The organism is Microcoleus sp. AT3-A2, from assembly GCF_036705685.1.
Taxonomy (GTDB): domain Bacteria; phylum Cyanobacteriota; class Cyanobacteriia; order Cyanobacteriales; family Microcoleaceae; genus Microcoleus.
In genome coordinates this window covers 40,355-59,235 of record NZ_JAUBVF010000006.1, presented here as the reverse complement: position 1 = coordinate 59,235, position 18,881 = coordinate 40,355, and the positions used below count along the sequence as shown (strand labels likewise).

The following is an 18,881-nucleotide window of genomic DNA, read 5'->3' as shown; positions in this document are numbered from 1 at the left end:
TACCCATCACCCATTACCCGTTACCCGTTACTAAATTTTTGCCAAGCTTGCCAGAAAACATAAATCGATAACACTGCCAAGAGCGATCGAAAAGCTAAACTAACAATACGATCGGGCAATCTCGGCAAAAATCGCGTGCTCACCTGCGCCCCCAACAAACCGCCGCCGCCAAGAATTAACCCCACATCCCACAAAACATTCCCGCGCGCCGCGTGTCCCGCCGTCGCCGAAATTGCCGTGATAACGATGACGCCCAAGCTGGTTTGAATTGCAGTTTTAATGCTTTCTCCTAACAGCAAAATTTGCAGGGGAACCATAATTACGCCGCCGCCTACGCCGAACAAACCCGCTAATAAACCCGCCGCACTGCCGGTAGCAATTTTAGCAAAAGTTGGATGGAATATAATATTTGAATTATTGGGTAATTCGTGATTGGTAATTGGTAATTGAGCATTTTCTTCTTGTCCCGCTTGTCCTCCCAGTTCCCCTTGTTCTAGTTCCGCTTTCTTCTTAGCTGTCAGACGCTTGCGAACTTCAATCAAATAAATATTCAGCCACAGCAACAACCCAAAAGTAAGTAACAGCAAGTAAGGCGGAAATATCCCCGCCAAATAAGCACCGATTTGTGCTGTGATGACGGCTGGAAATCCGATGCCTGCGACTTGGCTCAAGCTGAGGTAGCCCATGCGCCAATTCTGGATGCTGCCAGAAATAGCTGTAATGACGATCGACAAACTGCTAGTAGCAACCGCTTGCACCGGAGCGTAATTGAGAGCCACCAACAAAGGCACGAGCACCGTACCGCCGCCGATACCCAAAAATCCAGCTAGAATTCCGGCAAAAATTCCCGCCGCACCCAACATCAATAATTCAGTGATAGTCATTAGTCATTAGTCAGTAGTCAGTAGTCAGTAGTCATTAGTCATTAGTCAGTAGTCAGTAGTCATTAGTCAGTAGTCATTAGTCAGTAGTCATTAGTCATTAGTCAACAATCAAATTTTAAGAATCATTAGTCGTGCCATCGGGCATAATTGCCCGCCTCAAATCTGCATCGCGGAAGTTAGTTCGATTGAGATTAGCATCAATCAAAACCGCTTCCACCAAAACAGCCCCGCTAAAATTAGACCAGCACAGCTTGGCACGGTACAAATTAGCACCGCTCAAATTAGCTCTTGCCAACGTTGACCAACTAACATTAGCAACTCTCAAATTAGCATTGCTCAGATTAGCGTCGGTGAGATTAGCTCCAACCATAGTTACTTGGCGCAAATCTGCACCAGTCAGGTTGGCCCCGCTCACCATCGCCCCGCTGAGAATTGCCTGAGTCAGATTAGCTCTTTCTAAAAGCGACTCGCTGAGGATGGCATTTGTCAGGTTTACCGCTTTGAGAGTTGACCAACTCAAATTTGCCTTCATCAAATTAATGCGAATCATGCTAGCGTCGGTTAAGTTGGCCGCAAACAAATTCGCTTCGGTAAAGTTGGCTTCGGTCAAATTAGCTTCGGTCAAATTAGCCTTGGTCATGTTGACTTCTCTCGCCATTGATCCGCGCAGGTTGGCTCCCATCAGGTTAGCCCCGCTGAGATTGGCCCGGCTCAAATCGGTACCGATGAGATTTGCTTCGCTGAGGTTGGCTTCTGTCATGTCCACCCCTGCCAATTTCACCTCGCGCAAGTTCGCTCCCGTCAGGTTAGCGCCTTTAAGGTTTGCGTCTTGGAAATTCGATCTGGTAAAGTTAGCCTCGCTGAGGTTTACCCCTTTTAAGTCGGCCCCGACGAGGTTAATCTCTCGAAAATTTCTTTCTCCGGCCGCATATTGCCTCAGAATTCGATCGGCCTCCATGTCATTCGCCTCGCAATTTTTTTTAAACGTTAGAGTGATGGGTGTTACCACATCATCCCAGATAACCACGGTATTCACTCTGCACGCTGTAGTATCTGTAGAATTTTTCCCTTGCTTTCCGGACACTGCTGTGCCACTGCCTCCTAAAACGTCTGACCGAAAAACGAGACGCAAGCCCCTGGCTTCAGACACGGGGATAAGTCGGCAGCGGTTTCAACCGCCTTCAATTCTTGGTATAATTCACACAGCAAGTAAGAATAACCATCTACGTGTTGAAACAACAAGCGTACGGTGAAATCCCGGCAACGGACATATCCAACTTGATTCGGAATAGTTAAAGGGCAAACAAAAGGCAGGTTGTTGAGCGTACCTATCTGGCATTAGTGGTGGACTCTAAAAGCGCAAAAGCTAAAAGTATACGCAAAGTTTGGATTTGTCTAAGCTGAGTGGGTAGAGGCGCTTTGATTTCGCCTTTGAAAGTTCAGATACGAACTCTTCAAGAATCCCCGTCCCTTTAGGGCCCGGGAGTATCAAAAATATCAAAGCTTCTGAGAAAATCAACAATAGGGTAAAACTCTCGGCGCTCGGCACTGAGTCAGTCGATTTTAGATTTTAGATTTTAGATTTGCTCCACAGATTCATCTGGGAGCCGGAACTTTGGTCTAAAATTATGGGCTCACCACGACGATTATCGGAAACTTGTATTCGTTTTTGGGCGAGCTGGCAGTTGACAACTGACAACTGTCAACTGTCAACTGTCAACTGTCAACTGTCAACAGAGAAAGGAAATTTTAAAATGCCTGAAAATTTGAGAAGCCAAGCTGTGACTGGAGGCGTGCAGCGCGCGCCCAACCGAGCAATGCTGCGGGCAGTCGGTTTTGGTGACGACGATTTCACTAAGCCGATTGTGGGGATTGCCAACGGGTACAGCACGATTACGCCCTGCAATATGGGATTGAACGAGCTCGCTTTGCGCGCTATTGCGGGTGCAAAGGAAGCCGGCGCCATGCCACAGATGTTCGGTACGATTACTATCAGCGACGGGATCTCGATGGGAACTCAAGGGATGAAATATTCTCTGGTGTCGAGAGATGTGATTGCTGATTCGATAGAAACTGTTTGCAACGGCCAAAGTATGGACGGGGTGCTGGCTGTCGGCGGTTGTGATAAAAATATGCCGGGGGCGATGATTGCGATCGCCCGCATGAACATTCCTGCTATTTTTGTTTACGGCGGCACGATCAAACCAGGACACCACAACGGACGCGATTTAACCGTTGTCAGCGCTTTTGAAGCAGTCGGTCAATTCAGCGCGGGCAAAATTGACGAAACAGAACTCAATGCAGTCGAACATAAAGCTTGTCCGGGCGCTGGTTCTTGCGGCGGGATGTTCACAGCAAATACGATGTCGAGCGCTTTTGAAGTGATGGGCATGAGTTTGCCTTATTCTTCGACAATGGCTGCTGAGGATGCCGAAAAAGCTGACAGCGCTGCCGAATCGGCAAAAGTTGTCGTGGAAGCTGTCCGCAAACAGTTGTTACCAAGCCAAATTTTGACGCGCAAGGCCTTTGAAAATGCGATCGCGGTAATCATGGCAATCGGCGGTTCGACCAATGCTGTGCTGCATTTATTAGCCATTTCCAATGCGATCGGCGTTGAGTTGTCCCTCGACGATTTTGAAACTATTCGAGCAAAAGTACCAGTGCTGTGCGACCTCAAACCCAGCGGCAAATACGTAGCAACCGATTTGCACAAAGCCGGCGGCATTCCTCAAGTAATGAAAATGCTGCTAGAAAAAGGTTTACTGCACGGAGACGCGCTGACAATTACCGGCCAAACTGTTGCTGAAGTGTTGGCAGATATTCCAGCCGAACCCCGCACCGACCAAGATGTCATCCGCCCTTGGAACAACCCGCTTTACGCCCAAGGACATTTAGCAATTCTCAGAGGAAATCTAGCAACAGAAGGAGCCGTTGCTAAAATTACTGGCGTTAAAAAACCGCAAATTACCGGCCCGGCGCGGGTATTTGAATCTGAAGAAAATTGTTTGGATGCAATTTTAGCGGGCAAAATTCAAGCCGGCGATGTGATTATCATCCGCTACGAAGGGCCCAAAGGCGGGCCGGGAATGCGCGAAATGTTAGCACCAACTTCGGCAATTATTGGCGCCGGTTTGGGCGATTCCGTAGCATTAATTACTGACGGCCGCTTCTCTGGCGGAACTTACGGCATGGTTGTCGGTCACGTTGCACCGGAGGCGCAAGTAGGAGGCACAATTGCTTTAGTAAAAGAGGGCGATTCGATTACAATTGATGCTCAAAATCGCTTGTTGCAGCTCAATGTTTCTGATGCCGAATTGGAGCAGCGCCGGGCTCTTTGGCAGCCTCCTAAACCTCAGTATACTAAGGGCGTTTTGGCTAAATATGCTAAGTTGGTTTCTTCTAGCAGTCTTGGTGCTGTGACTGATTTGGGTTTGGGTTAAAGTAGGAAATTTTTTAACTGCAGATGAAGGCAGATAAACGCAGATGAACGCAGATAAAATCCTATCTGCGTTCACCTGTGTCCCTCCGCTGATATCTGCGGTTAAAAAATCCTAAATTAAGGGCGCTGATTCAAAAAGCGGCCTGCCATCGACATGGCGTCAGTAATATCTACATCGCCGTCTCCATCTGAATCTAAAAACGTATTCAAAACGGGATTGCTGCCTTGGGCTGGATTTTGGGCGTTGCCGCCGGTTTGTAGCAAATTAAGCAGCAGCGGCACCAAGACAGGTATCATCGCCTGGACTGTGGCGTTATTCAAACCGGTTCTGTGGGCGATATCGTTCACTATCTGCGTCAGTTGGCCGACTCCGAACAAACTCTGTACCGCTTGGGGATTGGGATTTGTACCGCTAAATTGGTTGACAAGTTGTTGAGCTTGTGCGTCTCCTGACTGCGATCGCACGTCTTGTAATGCCGATCGCACGTATCCGCCCAAAACCGACATCGCCAACTGAGTCGTACCCGTATTGACGCCCTGGTTGCCGCTCAACTGCTCTACCGCACCGAGAATGTTGCCCAACTGATTGGGGCTTGCTTGTTGGTTGGGATTGTCGATCGCGCTCAAAATTTGGTCAAATAGTCCCATAATTTTCGCTCCGTACAGTGATTGCTCAACTTTGAATTATAGCAAATCCTGTTTTTCAAGATTACTGAAAATACTTTTGATTTGCGTATTATCACTCATTGAGTGGGAGAGCGACAGCCAATCAGTAAGCAATCTCATACAATTTAGATTGTAGATTGTAGATTTTAGATTTTAGAGTTGGAATAAATTAGGACATCAGAGTTTAGATCGCGGGCTGAGAGTGGTCTTATTTTTTGAAACTGCTATAAAAACTGATAATTTTTAATTTTTTACAGTTTCTCTATCCTCGGACTTGGCTGGTGCCTTACCGTTGTAGAGGGAATTCTCTTCGCGAGCCATTGGAGGTTTTACCTGCGTATTTTGCATCAAATCCTCATGCTTAATCGGCAGGGCGATCGAAAATTCCGTCCCCGTTCCCACCTCCGACCAAAAGTTAATTGTCCCCCCATGTTTCTTAACGATAATTTCGCGACCAATTGCCAATCCCAAACCAGTACCTACACCTCTCGGTTTAGTAGTAAAGAATGTTTCAAACATTTTTTCTTGACTCTCTGGCGCTATTCCCATACCGTTATCAGAAATTCGCACTACCACTGAGTCGTCGTCCAAGTATTCTGTAGCAATCACAATCCTCGGCGAAAAACTCGGTGTTGCCTGGAGTGGCTCCGAAGCCGATTGTTTTTTCGCCTCCTCAGAGCTGGATTTCTCACTTTTTGCTTTCTCTTCTACAGCATCTAGTGCATTGTTGAGAAGGTTCACAAATACCTGGTAAAGCAAACCCATATAGCCTTCCACAGTCGGAATATTGCCGTAATGTCGCACCACTTCAATGCCCTGTTTGATGCGGCTGTTGAGAATCAGCAAACTGCTGTCTATGCAGGCGTGCAAATCGACGGGATGAGGGGCTGTCTCATCGAGGCGAGAAAAATCTTTCAAACTTAAGATAATAGCTTTTGCTCTTTCAGCGCCTACTTGCATTGAGTCAAATATTTTGATCAAATCTTCTTTGAGAAAATCGATGTCTATTTCTTCCCCTTTGGCGATCACAGCAGGAGGGGGGGTGGAAATTTCTGTCTCGTAAGTTTTGAGCAAATCTAAAATATCTTCAACATAATTTCTGGCAGGAGCGATATTGGCATAGATAAAATTGATTGGATTGTTAACTTCGTGAGCAACACCGGCTAACATCCGCCCCAAAGTTGCCATTTTCTCATTTTGAAGTATCTGGCTTTGTTGTTCAGATTTCAATTCTTCGAGCAATTGATTTACTTTCTGAATCAGTTGATTCAGCGAAGCTGCTAATACTCCCACTTCATCGGTGCTGGTAACTGGTACTTGCAACTGAAAATTAGATTCTTCAGTCACTCGCTGAGCGATTTTAGTTACAGCGGCGAGAGGTTTGGCGATCGCCCGACTGGTGAAGCCCGCCAGCACTGCTGCAACGACGATCGACAGTGCCATGCTACCCAAAATTATTTGCACCCGCAGCGCCTGCGCTCGCAGCAGATCCTTCCGCCCTGCATCTTCTTGCTCTTGAGCGCGATCGATAATTTCTGCTATATCATTAACCGCCCTATCGAGTTGCAACCCAATTTTATCTCGATCGAAATTTAACAGCAACTTACGTTTAATACTTTGTTGAGCCGGGTTATTTGGCAACTTACTAATTTTTTTATTAACTATTTCTAGTGGATAAATATAATTAGCCCGTAGCGAATCGCCAGTTTTTCTAATTTTTTCTATCCCTTCAATGTGATCCAGATAGTTAGGTTTTTTAAATTCTGAAAATAACACTTTTAAAGTGGAAAGATTGTTTTGTAACTGTTGGTATTTTCTGTCAAATGTTTGGGGCTGTCCTAGCCCGTAAATCAGCCATTCTTGGCTGTTTTGCGTCCGCAGTAAAGCCACCTGCAACTTATTTAAAATCTGACTTTCTCGCTCGATGTGTACTTGATTATTAGTTATTCGATAGTAATGAGTGCCCACCAACATCCCGACAGCCGTTCCCCCAATCGCAACAAAAAGAGCCAGTGCGTACCCACGGCAGATTTTGTCGTGAATACTGAGGTTGCGGAAGGAACGGGCTATGTGAGCGAAATAATAGGGCTTTGGTGGCTGGGTCTCTTTGATGTGATGCTCGCAAGACGTAGAGAGTTCTTGTGAAGGCTGATTGAGATGTTTGAGGTGCATAGATGCTAACCTGTGAATAATTCACGCACTGACCATTCAGTCTAACTTAAGTCGCGGCTGATTTGAGAGTGCCGCATTGATATTTAATGTGATAATTTTTGTAAATTAGGACGCTCTTATCTTGCCGAAGAAACCCGGTTTCTCGTTTCTACTTTCGGAGCTTCCAGGAGGCACTGGTGTTAAAAAACCAGGTTTCTGTTAATATAGCGCCCATATATTCAATTGCCTCAGTAGAAACATTCTCTGTATTCACTTATTTTTTTAACATAATTCGTTTTTTTCACGCCGAGTTACTTAAACTCTATTTGCTTTGTGACATCGTTTCAGATCAGCGGTTGTCTTCCCTTTCTTTTGATTTATTAGTTTCTTAACAATAATTATACAAATTGATCTTACGGCTAGTTCTTGTAGAATAAGGTTTAACCTAACATTTTTCAAGCGTTATACTTTCAAGGTAATTTGCTGAGAAAATGCCATAGTTTTGGTTCATTACTTAATCCCCCTACACGAGATATTGCTGGTAATGTTTTACGCTTAATATCACAAAATCCCACAGGAAAATAATTAAAAATCTCACAAACTCTCACTTGCGGGAATAGTGTTCGGTATGCTCTGTATAATTCACGGTAATCGTCAATCGTCAACAAATTTTATCGTTACGGCGGGCTCTCCGAGCTTCAACATAGTCGTAAAGTGTTTACGGCACTTTCTATTTTTATTATCTCAGGAAAGTGATGAAACAGCGTTACTTTCTATTTTTATTATCTCAGGAAAGTGATGAAACAGCGTTACTTTCTATTTTTATTATCTCAGGAAAGTGATGAAACAGCGTTACCTTAGAGTCACGGAATTTCCCTAACTGATTTCATGCAGAAGCGAACTGTAAGTAAATATAATATTTAGAGAAAGTCGTGCAGCTAAGTAACTCTTCTCGTTACTATCGCTGACCCCAGGCTACGCTATCAGCTCATGTGTTTAAGGCGAAAAGTTTAAAAAAATAATCAGCAATCAAACCCTATAAACTCATGTTCATGCGTACTACGGCTCTCACTCCAATAGAACTCAGGACTGCGATCGTCCCGGAGCCCTTGGTGGTTTCGCCCGATACGACGGTGATGGATACGATCGCCCAAATGAGCGGCGTGCGATCGCTCTGCAACACCCCTAGAACGGCGGATGGTCAACTCCACGACCTCCACATAGAGACCCGATCGAGCTGCGTGTTGGTAGTGGAAAACGAGCAATTGGTCGGCATACTGACCGAGCGAGACGTGGTGCGGCTGAGTGTCCAGCAGCGTTCCTTGGAGAATTTGGCGCTCCGGGAGGTGATGACACATCCAGTCGTTACCCTTCGCGAGTCCGCCTTCACCGATTTATTTTTTGCGATTAACCTGCTCCAACACCACCAAATTCGCCATTTGCCCATCCTGGACGAACTCGATCGCCTAGTGGGCCTAGTGACTCACGAAAGTCTGCGCCACACCTCTCGACCGATCGACCTGCTGCGGTTGCGTATGGTAGCAGAAGTGATGACCCGCGAAGTGATTTGTGCTGCGCCAGATTCTTCCCTACTGGCGATCGTCCAACTTATGGCAGAGCATCGCGTCAGTTCCGTGGTGATTGTACACCCAGGCGGAATCTCTACTGAACCGCTACAAATTCCAGTGGGGATTGTCACCGAGCGGGATATTGTGCAATTTCAGGCCTTGGGCTTGAAGCTGGAAACCTGTCTGGCTGAGGCGGTAATGAGTACGCCGATTTTTAAGGTCAAGCCAGAGGAGTCACTCTGGACTGTGCAGCAGATCATGGAGCAGCGATCGATCCGTCGGTTGGCGGTGACAGGGGAGCTAGGAGAACTATTAGGCATCGTCACCCAGACCATTTTGCTGCAAGCCCTCAACCCGCTGGAGCTATATAAACTGGTCCAGAAGTGGGAAGAGAAGGTGGTGCGCCTAGAGGCGGAAAAGGTGGCGCTGCTGGCAAATCGCAACCTTGAACTCGAGCAGCAGGTGGAAGCTCGGACAGCCGCCCTCAAAGCAAAGGCCGATCGAGAGCAACTTCTCAATACAATTGCCGAACAGATCCGCTCGTCCCTGAATTTGTCAGATATTCTGCATACTACAGTGCACGAAATTCACTCGCTTCTGGGGTGCGATCGCGTCATCATTTACCAGTTTCGGCCTGACTTTAGCGGCACCGTGATTGCGGAAGCCATTACTGACACAGGGCGATCGGTGCTTCATAGGGACGCCCACGATCCTTGCATGAGCCCAGAATGGCTTGAACCGTATCGCCAGGGCAGAATTCGCGTCATCAACGACATCTACGGCGAAGAAATGACCCTGTGCCATCAGGAAATGTTAGTGGGGTTTGATATTCGCGCCAAGCTGATGGTGCCGATCGTGATTGAGGAACAACTGCGCGGATTAATGATCGCCAGTTATCGAGCCACTCCGCACCCTTGGACGACAGACGAGATCGAACTCCTGCGACAAGTTTGTCTGCAGGTGGCGATCGCCCTGGGGCAAGCCGCGATCCAGCAAAAATTGCAGAATGAACTGGTAAAGCGACAGCGGATCGAAGCCACCCTGATCGAGAGCGAACAACGCTACGCCGCCCTTGCCGCTGCTGCTCCGGTGGGGATTTTTCGCACCGATGCCGAGGGGCTATGTACCTATGTCAACGATCGCTACTTTCAGCTCAGCGGACTCACACCAGGAGCCACGATCGCACAGGGATGGCAACAAGCAGTGCACCCCGACGATCGCGATTTGGTCATTGCCCAATGGAAGCAATTCATTCAAGGAAACCACTCTTTTGAACTCGAATATCGCTTTCAACGTCCCGACGGTACCGTAACGTCGGTTTATGGGCAGGGCGTCGCCGAACTCGATGCCAATGGACATCGGAGCGGCTATATAGGCACCATTACCGACATTAGCGATCGCAAACGAACTGAAGCCCGCCTGCAAGAAAGCGAAAAACGCTACGCCAGCCTAGTGGAAGCCGTACCTGTGGGGATTTTCCGCGCTGATGCTGTGGGCAAGTGCATCTATGTTAACGATTGGTGGTGTCTGATCAGCGGACTCACCCCAAAAACTGCCATCGGGCAAGGATGGCAACAAGGGCTACACCCCGACGATCGCGATTGGGTCATCGCCGAATGGGAGCAATCTATCCAAGAAAGTGGCTCTTTCCAACTCGAATATCGCTTTCAACATCCCGACGGTGCTGTGGCTTGGGTATATGGGCAGTCAGTTCCCGAACTGGATGCAGACGGGCAAGTAGTCGGGTATGTAGGAACTACTACAGACATTAACGATTGCAAACTTGCCGAACAACAACTCCAGCAACTCAACCAACAGCTAGAAACCAAAGTCGTAGAACGCACCCAAGAGCTTTCCCAAGTCAACAGCCTGCAACGCGCCATCCTCAATGGTACTGATTACTCCATTATCTCCACTGACCCAACTGGCATCATCCAGACCTTTAATGCTGGAGCCGAAAAAATGCTGGGTTACACGGCTCAAGAAATCATCGGCAAAGCCTCCCCCGCACTCTTCCACGATGCAAATGAGATAATTGACCGGGCAGCATCACTATCTGCCGAACTAGGGCAAAATATTCCCCCCGGCTTTGAGGTTCTTGTTGCCAAAGCACGCCAAGGTATTGTCAGCGAAGAAGAGTGGAGCTATATCCGCAAAGATGGTTGTCGATTTCCTATGTCACTATCCGTCAGCGCGCTCAAGGATGTCAATCAGCAAATTATCGGCTTTTTAGGCATCGCCCAAGATATTAGCGATCGCAAACGTGCAGAAGTGGAACTACAGAAAGTATCGGATCGCCTCGCCTTGTCCCTCAAATCAGGGGCGATCGGCTGTTGGGACTTCGATATTGTACAGAACACTGTCTTTTGGGATGAGCGAATGTACCAACTGTACGGTGTCACAAAACAATCTGATGCCCCTCTGCCTTACGACATTTGGGCAAACCGGCTACATCCCGAAGACCGCACCGCCACCGAAACATTGCTCCAGCAAGCCGTCTTAGGACACGCAGAATTTAATACCGAATTTCGAGTGTTGCATCCCGATGGCAGCCTCCACTTTATTAAAACCTTTGGTATGGTCTTGCAAGATGCCCAAGGCAATCCCCAGAGCATGATTGGGGTCAACTTGGATATTAGCAGACGCAAACAGGCTGAACTCCAACGCCACCAGTTAATTCAAGAATTATCAGCCTTTAAACAGGCCTTGGATCAGTCTGCCATTGTGGTCATCACCGATCGCGAAGGGGTGATATCCTACGTCAACGATCGCTTCTGTGTAGTCTCTGGCTACTCCCGCGATGAACTGATCGGACAAACCCATCGCATTGTCAACTCTGGCTATCATCCCCCTGCTTTTTTCCAAGACTTGTGGCACACCATTAATAGCAGTCAGATTTGGCGCGGTGAAATTTGCAATCGGACAAAAAACGGTAGCCTGTACTGGGTTGCCACCACCATCGTCCCCTTTGTGGACGAACAAGGGCGACCTTTTCAGTATCTAGCCATTCGCTTCGACATTAGCGATCGCAAGTTGGCCGAAGCAACGCTTCAGCAGGAAAATACTTTCCGTCAACAAATTGTAGAAAACATGGCAGAAGGGCTGTGCGTTTTCCATGAAGTTGAGGAGTTTCCCTTTGTCCGCTTCACAGTCTGGAATCAGCAAATGCAAGTGATTACGGGTTACACCTTAGAAGAAATTAACCGTCTGGGGTATCAAAGCTTGTACCCGAATCTAGAAGATCGAGAACAGGCGATCGCCAACGGTAGACAGATGCAGCCGATCGCTGCGGAAAGGGAAATCCAGCGTCAAGATGGACAGCGGCGCACTATCTCCATTTCCACCTCTATCCTATCGGGTGATGATGGACATCTCTATGCGCTGGCTCTGATCCAAGACATTACCGATCGCCAACAGACAGAGCGAGAAAATCGCCTGTTGAAAGAACGCCTCGAATTTCTTCTGGCATCCAGTCCCGCGATGATCTATAGCTCTAAGCCCTATCGCGACTATGACTCAACCTTCATCAGCAAAAATATCGAAGCCATTTTGGGCTACAAGCCAGAAGAAGTTGTATCGACCCCCAGCTTCTGGATTGACCATCTTCACCCAGAAGATGCCCCTAGAGTTTTGGCAGATCTATCGGCTCTCTTTGAGTACGACACTCATCAGCATGAATATAGATTTTTGCATCGCGATGGTCACTACGTTTGGATACGGGATGCAATGCGCCTGGTGCGAGATGAAGAAGGCAAGCTAACCGAGATTGTTGGCTATTTGGCCGATATTAGCGATATCAAACAAACCCAAGAAACCCTAAAAATACAACTGGCGGCAATTGAGGCGGCGATCGAGGGCATTGCGATTCTCCAAGGAGATACCTACCTCTATTTGAATCAAGCCCATCTAGAATTGTTTGGCTACGAACATCCCCAAGAACTGCTGGGCAAAACCTGGCAACTTTTGTATTCCCAACAGGAGTTAGAACGGTTTGAGCGGGAAGTCTTGCCGGTGCTGAGGCGCGATCGCGCTTGGGAGGGAGAGGCGATCGCCCTCCGCAAAGATGGCTCTACCTTTGCCCAAGAGCTATCCCTGACCCTCACAGACGATGGATTATTCATTTGTGTATGCCGCGATATCAGCGATCGCAAACAGATCGAAGCCGAATTAGCAGAGAGTGAAGCTAAATTCCGGCGGCTGGTAGAAGGCGCTAATGATTTGATCTGGTCATGTGAACCCGATGGCATACTCACTTATTTGTCACCGCAATTCAAGACGATGTTTGGCTGGGAGGAGAGTGCATGGATTGGCAAGTCGTTTATATCTCTGGTGCATCCAGACGATCGCCCTTTGGTGGTTACTGGTTATCGGGAGAATATCAAAGTTAGTAAAAAGTCAAGTGATTATGAGTTCCGACAGCGCCACCGAGATGGCAATTATGTCTGGGTGAGAAGCAGTGCCACACCCGTTATAAATGCTGAAGGGGAATTGATTAGCATCCAGGGAATTTTATCGGATATCAGCGATCGCAAACAAGCTGAACTCGCCAGAGAAAGCAGTGAAATGCGCTTCCGCCGGGTGTTTGATTCCAGTGTGAGCGGCATGATGTTTGCCGATTTTCAGGGGAACATTACCGATGCCAACGATCGCTTCTTACAGATGGTTGGCTACACTAGGGAGGAACTAAATGCTGGGATGATTCATTGGGGTGCTATGACCCCCCCCGAATATCTCGCCGCTGATGTTTTAGCGATCGATCGCCTGAGACAGGAGGGCGAGATCGAGTCCTTGGAAAAGGAATACTACCGTAAGGATGGCAGCCGGATTTCTGTTTTGCTCGGAGCCGCACTCCTCTCAGGCTCAGAGGATCAAACTATTTGTGTATTAGTAGATATCAGCGATCGCAAACAGGCCCAGAAGGCTTTGCAAGAATCTCAGCAGTTTCTGCAAACGGTACTCGATACCATCCCGCTCGCCGTGTTTTGGAAGAATCGAGAGTCTGTTTTTTTAGGATGCAATCAGCAGTTTGCCAAAACTCTAGGCTTGCCATCTACGATCGAAAGTATAGGTAAAAGAGATTTAGATATTTGCCAGAAAGAAGTGGAGGCGAACGAGTATTGTGCGATGGATCGGCGGTTAATCGAAACGGGTGAAGCTATATTAGGGATCGAAGAAACGCTAACTCTACCCAATGGTAAACCAATATTTCTCGAAACCCACAAGGCTCCCCTGCGAGACTGCTCAGGTAATATTATTGGTCTGGTAGGCACGTTTCAGGATATCACCGATCGCAAAGAAGCCGAAGTGAGATTGCAACAACAAGCAAAACATGAACGTTTGCTGGGAGCGATTACTAAACGGATGCGATCGTCTCTGCATCTCGACGAGATTCTCAATAGCACTGTTGAGGAAATCCATCAGCTCTTGCAATCAGATCGAACGCTGGTTTATCGGGTTTTTCCTGAAGGGACGGGGGCTACCATTGCTGAATCTGTTTCGCCAAATAGGCTTAAGCTCCTGGATATCCTATTCCCAGAAGAGGTTTTTCCCGAAGAAAACTACGAGCGCTATATCCAAGGAAGAGTTTATGCCCTCAACGATAGCCAAGATGAAAACGAGTCTATCGTACCTTGCTTAGTCGAATTTCTCGCAGACATCCAGGTCAGAGCCAAACTCGTAGTTCCAATTATTCAGAATCAAACCCTCTGGGGGTTGCTGATTGTTCATCAATGCGATAAACCGCGCCAATGGCAAGACTGGGAAATCAATTTACTTAAACAAATTGCTAACCAATTAGCGATCGCAATTCAGCAATCTTACCTCTACGAACAGGTACAATCAGAATTGGCTATCCGCAAGCAAACAGAAAATGCGATCGCTTTACAACTACAACGGCAGCGAACTTTGGGATTCATCGCCCAGCAAATTCGCGAATCGTTGGATATTAACCAAATTTTGGCGACTGTGACACAGCAAGTCAAAGAAATCTTGCAAGGCGATCGAATCATCGTAATCCGGCTATTTGGCAATGGCAGAAGTCAAATTGTTGAAGAATTTGTGTTGACCGAGTTTCCCGCGCTCAAAAACCTTTACTGGGACGACCAACTGTGGTCTCAAGAAATCCTCAACCATTATTGCCAGGGCAAGCCCCGTATCGTCCCCGATATAACGACCGATATGGGGACTAATTGCTTGGTGGAATACGCAAGCGTTGGTCAAGTCCAGTCCAAAATGGTTGCACCTATCCTGCAAGAAGCCCGAAGCAGCGAAAGCCATAGAGGGGTTGCCCCTGGGCCAACCAACAAGCTCTGGGGGGTTTTAGTTGTCCATGCTTGTCGAGAAAAGCGAGTCTGGCAAGAGTCTGAAGCGCAACTCCTGCAACAAATTGCTAACCAGTTGGCGATCGCTGTTCAACAAGCTAGCCTATTTGAGCAGTTGCAGCAAGAACTCACCGAACGGCAACAAGCCCAGCAGCAACTCACCGAGCGCAACGAACAACTGGCAGTCTCTAACCAAGAATTGGCCCGTGCTACCCGCCTCAAAGACGAATTCCTCGCCAACATGAGCCATGAACTCCGCACCCCCCTCAACGCCATTCTGGGCATGAGCGAGGGGCTACAAGAGCAAGTATTTGGCATCGTCAACGAACAACAAATCAAAGCTTTACAAACCATCGATCGCAGTAGCTCTCACTTGCTAGAGTTAATCAACGACATTTTGGATGTCGCCAAAATTGAATCGGGTCAAATGGAGCTCGATTGCACCCCAGTTTCAATCAATCATCTCTGTCAATCCAGTCTGGCTTTTATCAAACAACAAGCCCTGCAAAAACGCATCCAGCTAGAGATTAAAGTGCCACTCAATCTGCCCGACTTATTGATTGATGAACGGCGGATGCGCCAAGTCTTGATCAACCTTCTCAACAACGCGGTCAAATTCACTCCTAACGGAGGACGCATCACCCTAGAAGTTAGCCGTCAACAGCCCCGGGCCGACCCAGATTCTGCCGATTCCTCACCCCATTTTTTGGTCAAAGAGACTCTGCAAATTGCCGTCATCGATACAGGTATTGGTATTGCCCCAAAACATATCAACAAACTGTTTCAGCCCTTTATCCAAATCGATGGCGCCCTGAATCGTCAATATACAGGCACTGGCTTGGGGCTTGCCCTGGTGAAACGCATTGTCGAACTCCACGGCGGGCAGGTGGGGCTCACCAGCACCGTGGGTGTAGGAAGTTGCTTCGCGATCGACCTTCCCTGCACTGCTTGTGCGCCATCCTCTCTTGCCCTGGAACCCCAGACAGAGTACCGCATCGAACCCAGCGGGCCCGAACAGCAGCGAGGCTCTCCCTTAATCTTGCTGGCGGAAGACAACGAAGCCAATATCAGTACGGTTTCGAGCTACCTGAGAGCTAAAGGCTATCGCATTGTCTTGGCGAAGAATGGAGAAGAGGCGATCGCCCTGGCCAAGTCTGAAAACCCCAATCTAATTTTGATGGACATTCAAATGCCTGGTATGGATGGCCTAGAAGCTATGCAGCAGATTCGCCTCGATCCTAGGTTAGTCGATGTGCCGATCGTTGCCCTAACTGCCTTAGCCATGACTGGCGATCGCGATCGTTGTCTTGCCGCCGGAGCCAATGATTACCTCACCAAACCCGTCAAGCTGAAGCAATTGGCAAGCACTATTCAACAACTTTTAGCTTCTAGGTAAAGATAACCCGTGAACAGACCATCCGTTTTAGTCATTGACGACGATCCCAATAATTTTGATGTAATTGAAACCCTCTTGAGCGAGCAGGATTATCAATTACATTACGCTGCCAGCGGGGTAGAAGCGATCGCATCCCTCGACGTATTTGAGCCTAATCTTATTTTGCTGGATGTGATGATGCCAGGAATAGATGGCATCGAAGTTTGTCGGCAAATCAAAGCCATGACAAAATGGCAAGCCGTTCCCATCATTATGGTGACAGCATTAAACTCAAAATCCGACCTTGCCCATTGTCTCACTGCCGGCGCAGACGATTTCATTAGTAAACCTGTAAATGCTATTGAACTGCGTGCCAGAGTTCACTCCATGCTGCGAATTAAAGACCAGTATGACGACCTGCAAAGCTTACTAAAATTGCGGGAAGATATGGTTAAAATGGTAGTCCACGATTTACGCAATCCCCTGGCTGGTATCTTGCTTGGCTTGGAACTCCTAAAAAGCATAGAGTATCCTAGAGAAAAACAACAAAGGCAACTGGATCGAATTTACTCATCAGCCCAAGCAATACAGCTATTAATTGATGATTTATTGCAAATTGCTTTACTCGAATCCGGTAAAACTCGTCTCAATTACACAGAGATTGATCTGTGCGATCTCATAGAGTCTGCTATATCAAACTTTGAAGCGATCGCTGCTAAAAAAAATCAGTCGCTGGTCGCTCAATTACCAGGAGAAACCAGTAGGAAAGTCTCGGTTGATGCCACTATGATACATCGAGCGCTGGATAACCTTCTCTCGAATGCAATTAAGTTTTCCCCACCCAATAGTCAAATCATAGTGAATGTAGAATTCCTCAGATCTGGCAACGCCAAAATCCAGGTTATAGACTCTGGACCGGGTGTTCCTGATACATTGCGGCACAAGATTTTTGAGAAATACGAGATTGGGAATCTGATGTCGGAGGTCTCTCAAATAGGGTTGGGTTTAGCTTTCTGCAAAATGGTAGTTGAGGCACATGGGGGCGCAATTGGTGTCAAAAACAACCAACCACAAGGTGCCATTTTTGAAATAACTTTGGCAGCATAGCTGACGAGTATCACATTAACTCATAAAACTTTTTACATTATTGAAAGCGTGGAAATGATGTCTCAATTCTCTCTCTTAATTGTTGATGATGAGCCGGATAACTTTGATGTGATTGAAATCCTGTTATCAGAGCAGGATTATCAATTGCATTATGCTGCCAGCGGGCAAGAAGCGATCGCATCCCTGGATATATTCGATCCGGATCTTATTTTGCTGGATGTGATGATGCCGGGAATAGACGGTATCGAGATTTGTCGGCAAATCAAAGCCATGTCAAAATGGCAAGCCGTTCCCATCATTATGGTGACAGCATTAAGCTCAAAATCAGACCTTGCCAACTGTCTAACTGCCGGAGCCGACGACTTCATCAGTAAACCTGTAAATGCTATTGAACTGCGTGCTCGCGTGCATTCAATGCTCAGAATCAAGCAACAGTATGATAATATCCAGAACTTATACCACATCCAAGAAAATACCACCAATCTCTTGGAAAGCACCCTTAATGAGCTGCGTGGCAACTTAGCTTCTACTCTATCCCACGAACTGAATACGCCTCTCAATGGCATCTTAGGCACGATCGGGTGGCTCAAGGACGAGCTCGAAGGCATGGAGATAGCCCAAATCCGTGAGATGTTAGGCTGGGCACATGACTCTGCCCGTCGCCTAGAAAAATTAACGAATAAATTCCTGATTTATTTAGGATTAGAACTATCCGCAAGTCAACAGCACAAGATGGAATCTGCCCGGACTCAATTTGTAGCTTCCGCCATTGAAGCCGAGTTGAAATACCAGGCTCAGAAGGTAAACCGTAGCAACGATTTGTTGTTAACTCTTGAGGAAGCGGATATCGCTCTATCAGAACGATATCTATCAAGGCTGCTCTATGAATTAATTGATAATGCACTGAAATTCTCCTCACCAGAGACAACCATTAAAGTTAGTAGTCAAGTCGTAGGGGAGATGCTGCATTTATCTGTACATGACTCAGGGCAGGGCATGACAGAAGAGCAAATTGCTAAAATTGGTGCCTTCATGCAGTTTGAGCGCAAAAAGTATGAGCAACAGGGCACCGGTATCGGCTTAAAAATTGTCCAGAAAATTGTCGAACTGGCAGGAGGAGAGTTCTCAATTACCAGTATCTATAAAAAGGAAACAACGGTACATCTCACTCTGCCGATTGTCTGCAATTAGCAATCGATTCCGGTTGCACTCCTTATCATTGTTGACTGTTGACTGTTGACTGTTGACTGTTGACTGTTGACTGTTGACGTTGACTGTTGACTGTTGACTGTTGACTGTTGACTGTTGACTGTGAGTCAAAAAAATGAAAATGGCGTGAATTATTTGTTGGCATCGGGATTCGACTTTACG

8 protein-coding genes are annotated in these 18,881 nt (G+C 47.3%); 4 read left to right on the top strand and 4 right to left on the bottom strand.

All coding sequences use genetic code 11. The features are described from left to right. Positions 1-20: 20 nt before the first annotated feature. On the bottom strand, positions 21-884 hold the full coding sequence (locus QUB37_RS05840; protein WP_333160005.1) for a sulfite exporter TauE/SafE family protein: 864 nt from the start codon (positions 882-884) through the stop codon (positions 21-23). A 115-nt stretch (positions 885-999) separates the two neighbouring features. Next, positions 1,000-1,842 (bottom strand): pentapeptide repeat-containing protein, encoded by an 843-nt coding sequence (locus QUB37_RS05835; protein WP_333092378.1) that lies wholly within the window; start codon positions 1,840-1,842, stop codon positions 1,000-1,002. A gap of 796 nt (positions 1,843-2,638) precedes the next feature. Here QUB37_RS05835 and ilvD point away from each other — a divergent pair. Next, positions 2,639-4,324 carry a dihydroxy-acid dehydratase gene (gene ilvD / locus QUB37_RS05830; RefSeq protein WP_333160003.1) on the top strand — a complete coding sequence of 562 codons (1,686 nt, stop codon included), beginning with the start codon at positions 2,639-2,641 and terminating at the stop codon, positions 4,322-4,324. A 116-nt stretch (positions 4,325-4,440) separates the two neighbouring features. Here the strand turns inward: ilvD and QUB37_RS05825 are convergent, their stop codons facing one another. Together QUB37_RS05825 and QUB37_RS05820 are read right to left on the bottom strand one after the other, a co-directional pair. Next, positions 4,441-4,971 carry a hypothetical protein gene (locus QUB37_RS05825; RefSeq protein WP_333160001.1) on the bottom strand — a complete coding sequence of 177 codons (531 nt, stop codon included), beginning with the start codon at positions 4,969-4,971 and terminating at the stop codon, positions 4,441-4,443. A gap of 261 nt (positions 4,972-5,232) precedes the next feature. Continuing rightward, positions 5,233-7,161 carry an ATP-binding protein gene (locus QUB37_RS05820; RefSeq protein WP_333159999.1) on the bottom strand — a complete coding sequence of 643 codons (1,929 nt, stop codon included), beginning with the start codon at positions 7,159-7,161 and terminating at the stop codon, positions 5,233-5,235. A 1,025-nt stretch (positions 7,162-8,186) separates the two neighbouring features. Here QUB37_RS05820 and QUB37_RS05815 point away from each other — a divergent pair. Genes QUB37_RS05815 through QUB37_RS05805 form a run of 3 tightly spaced genes read left to right on the top strand, consistent with a single transcriptional unit; the run spans position 8,187 to position 18,701 of the window. Beyond that, a complete protein-coding gene (locus QUB37_RS05815) occupies positions 8,187-16,424 on the top strand; it encodes a PAS domain S-box protein (RefSeq protein WP_445300006.1) in 8,238 nt (2,745 codons plus the stop codon). A 9-nt stretch (positions 16,425-16,433) separates the two neighbouring features. Further along, positions 16,434-17,510, top strand: a complete 1,077-nt coding sequence (locus QUB37_RS05810; protein WP_333159995.1) for a hybrid sensor histidine kinase/response regulator — start codon at positions 16,434-16,436, stop codon at positions 17,508-17,510. 57 nt (positions 17,511-17,567) lie between these two features. Further along, complete coding sequence (locus QUB37_RS05805; protein ID WP_445299890.1) at positions 17,568-18,701, top strand: hybrid sensor histidine kinase/response regulator; 1,134 nt, start codon at positions 17,568-17,570, stop codon at positions 18,699-18,701. Positions 18,702-18,881: the final 180 nt, after the last annotated feature.

Excerpts from the sequence above, each read along its gene's own strand:
- QUB37_RS05840 (WP_333160005.1), bottom strand. The coding sequence starts at position 884 with ATGACTATCACTGAATTATTGATGTTGGGTGCGGCGGGAATTTTTGCC.
- QUB37_RS05835 (WP_333092378.1), bottom strand. The coding sequence starts at position 1,842 with ATGGAGGCCGATCGAATTCTGAGGCAATATGCGGCCGGAGAAAGAAAT.
- ilvD (WP_333160003.1), top strand. The coding sequence starts at position 2,639 with ATGCCTGAAAATTTGAGAAGCCAAGCTGTGACTGGAGGCGTGCAGCGC.
- QUB37_RS05825 (WP_333160001.1), bottom strand. The coding sequence starts at position 4,971 with ATGGGACTATTTGACCAAATTTTGAGCGCGATCGACAATCCCAACCAA.
- QUB37_RS05820 (WP_333159999.1), bottom strand. The coding sequence starts at position 7,161 with ATGCACCTCAAACATCTCAATCAGCCTTCACAAGAACTCTCTACGTCT.
- QUB37_RS05815 (WP_445300006.1), top strand. The coding sequence starts at position 8,187 with ATGTTCATGCGTACTACGGCTCTCACTCCAATAGAACTCAGGACTGCG.
- QUB37_RS05805 (WP_445299890.1), top strand. The coding sequence starts at position 17,568 with ATGTCTCAATTCTCTCTCTTAATTGTTGATGATGAGCCGGATAACTTT.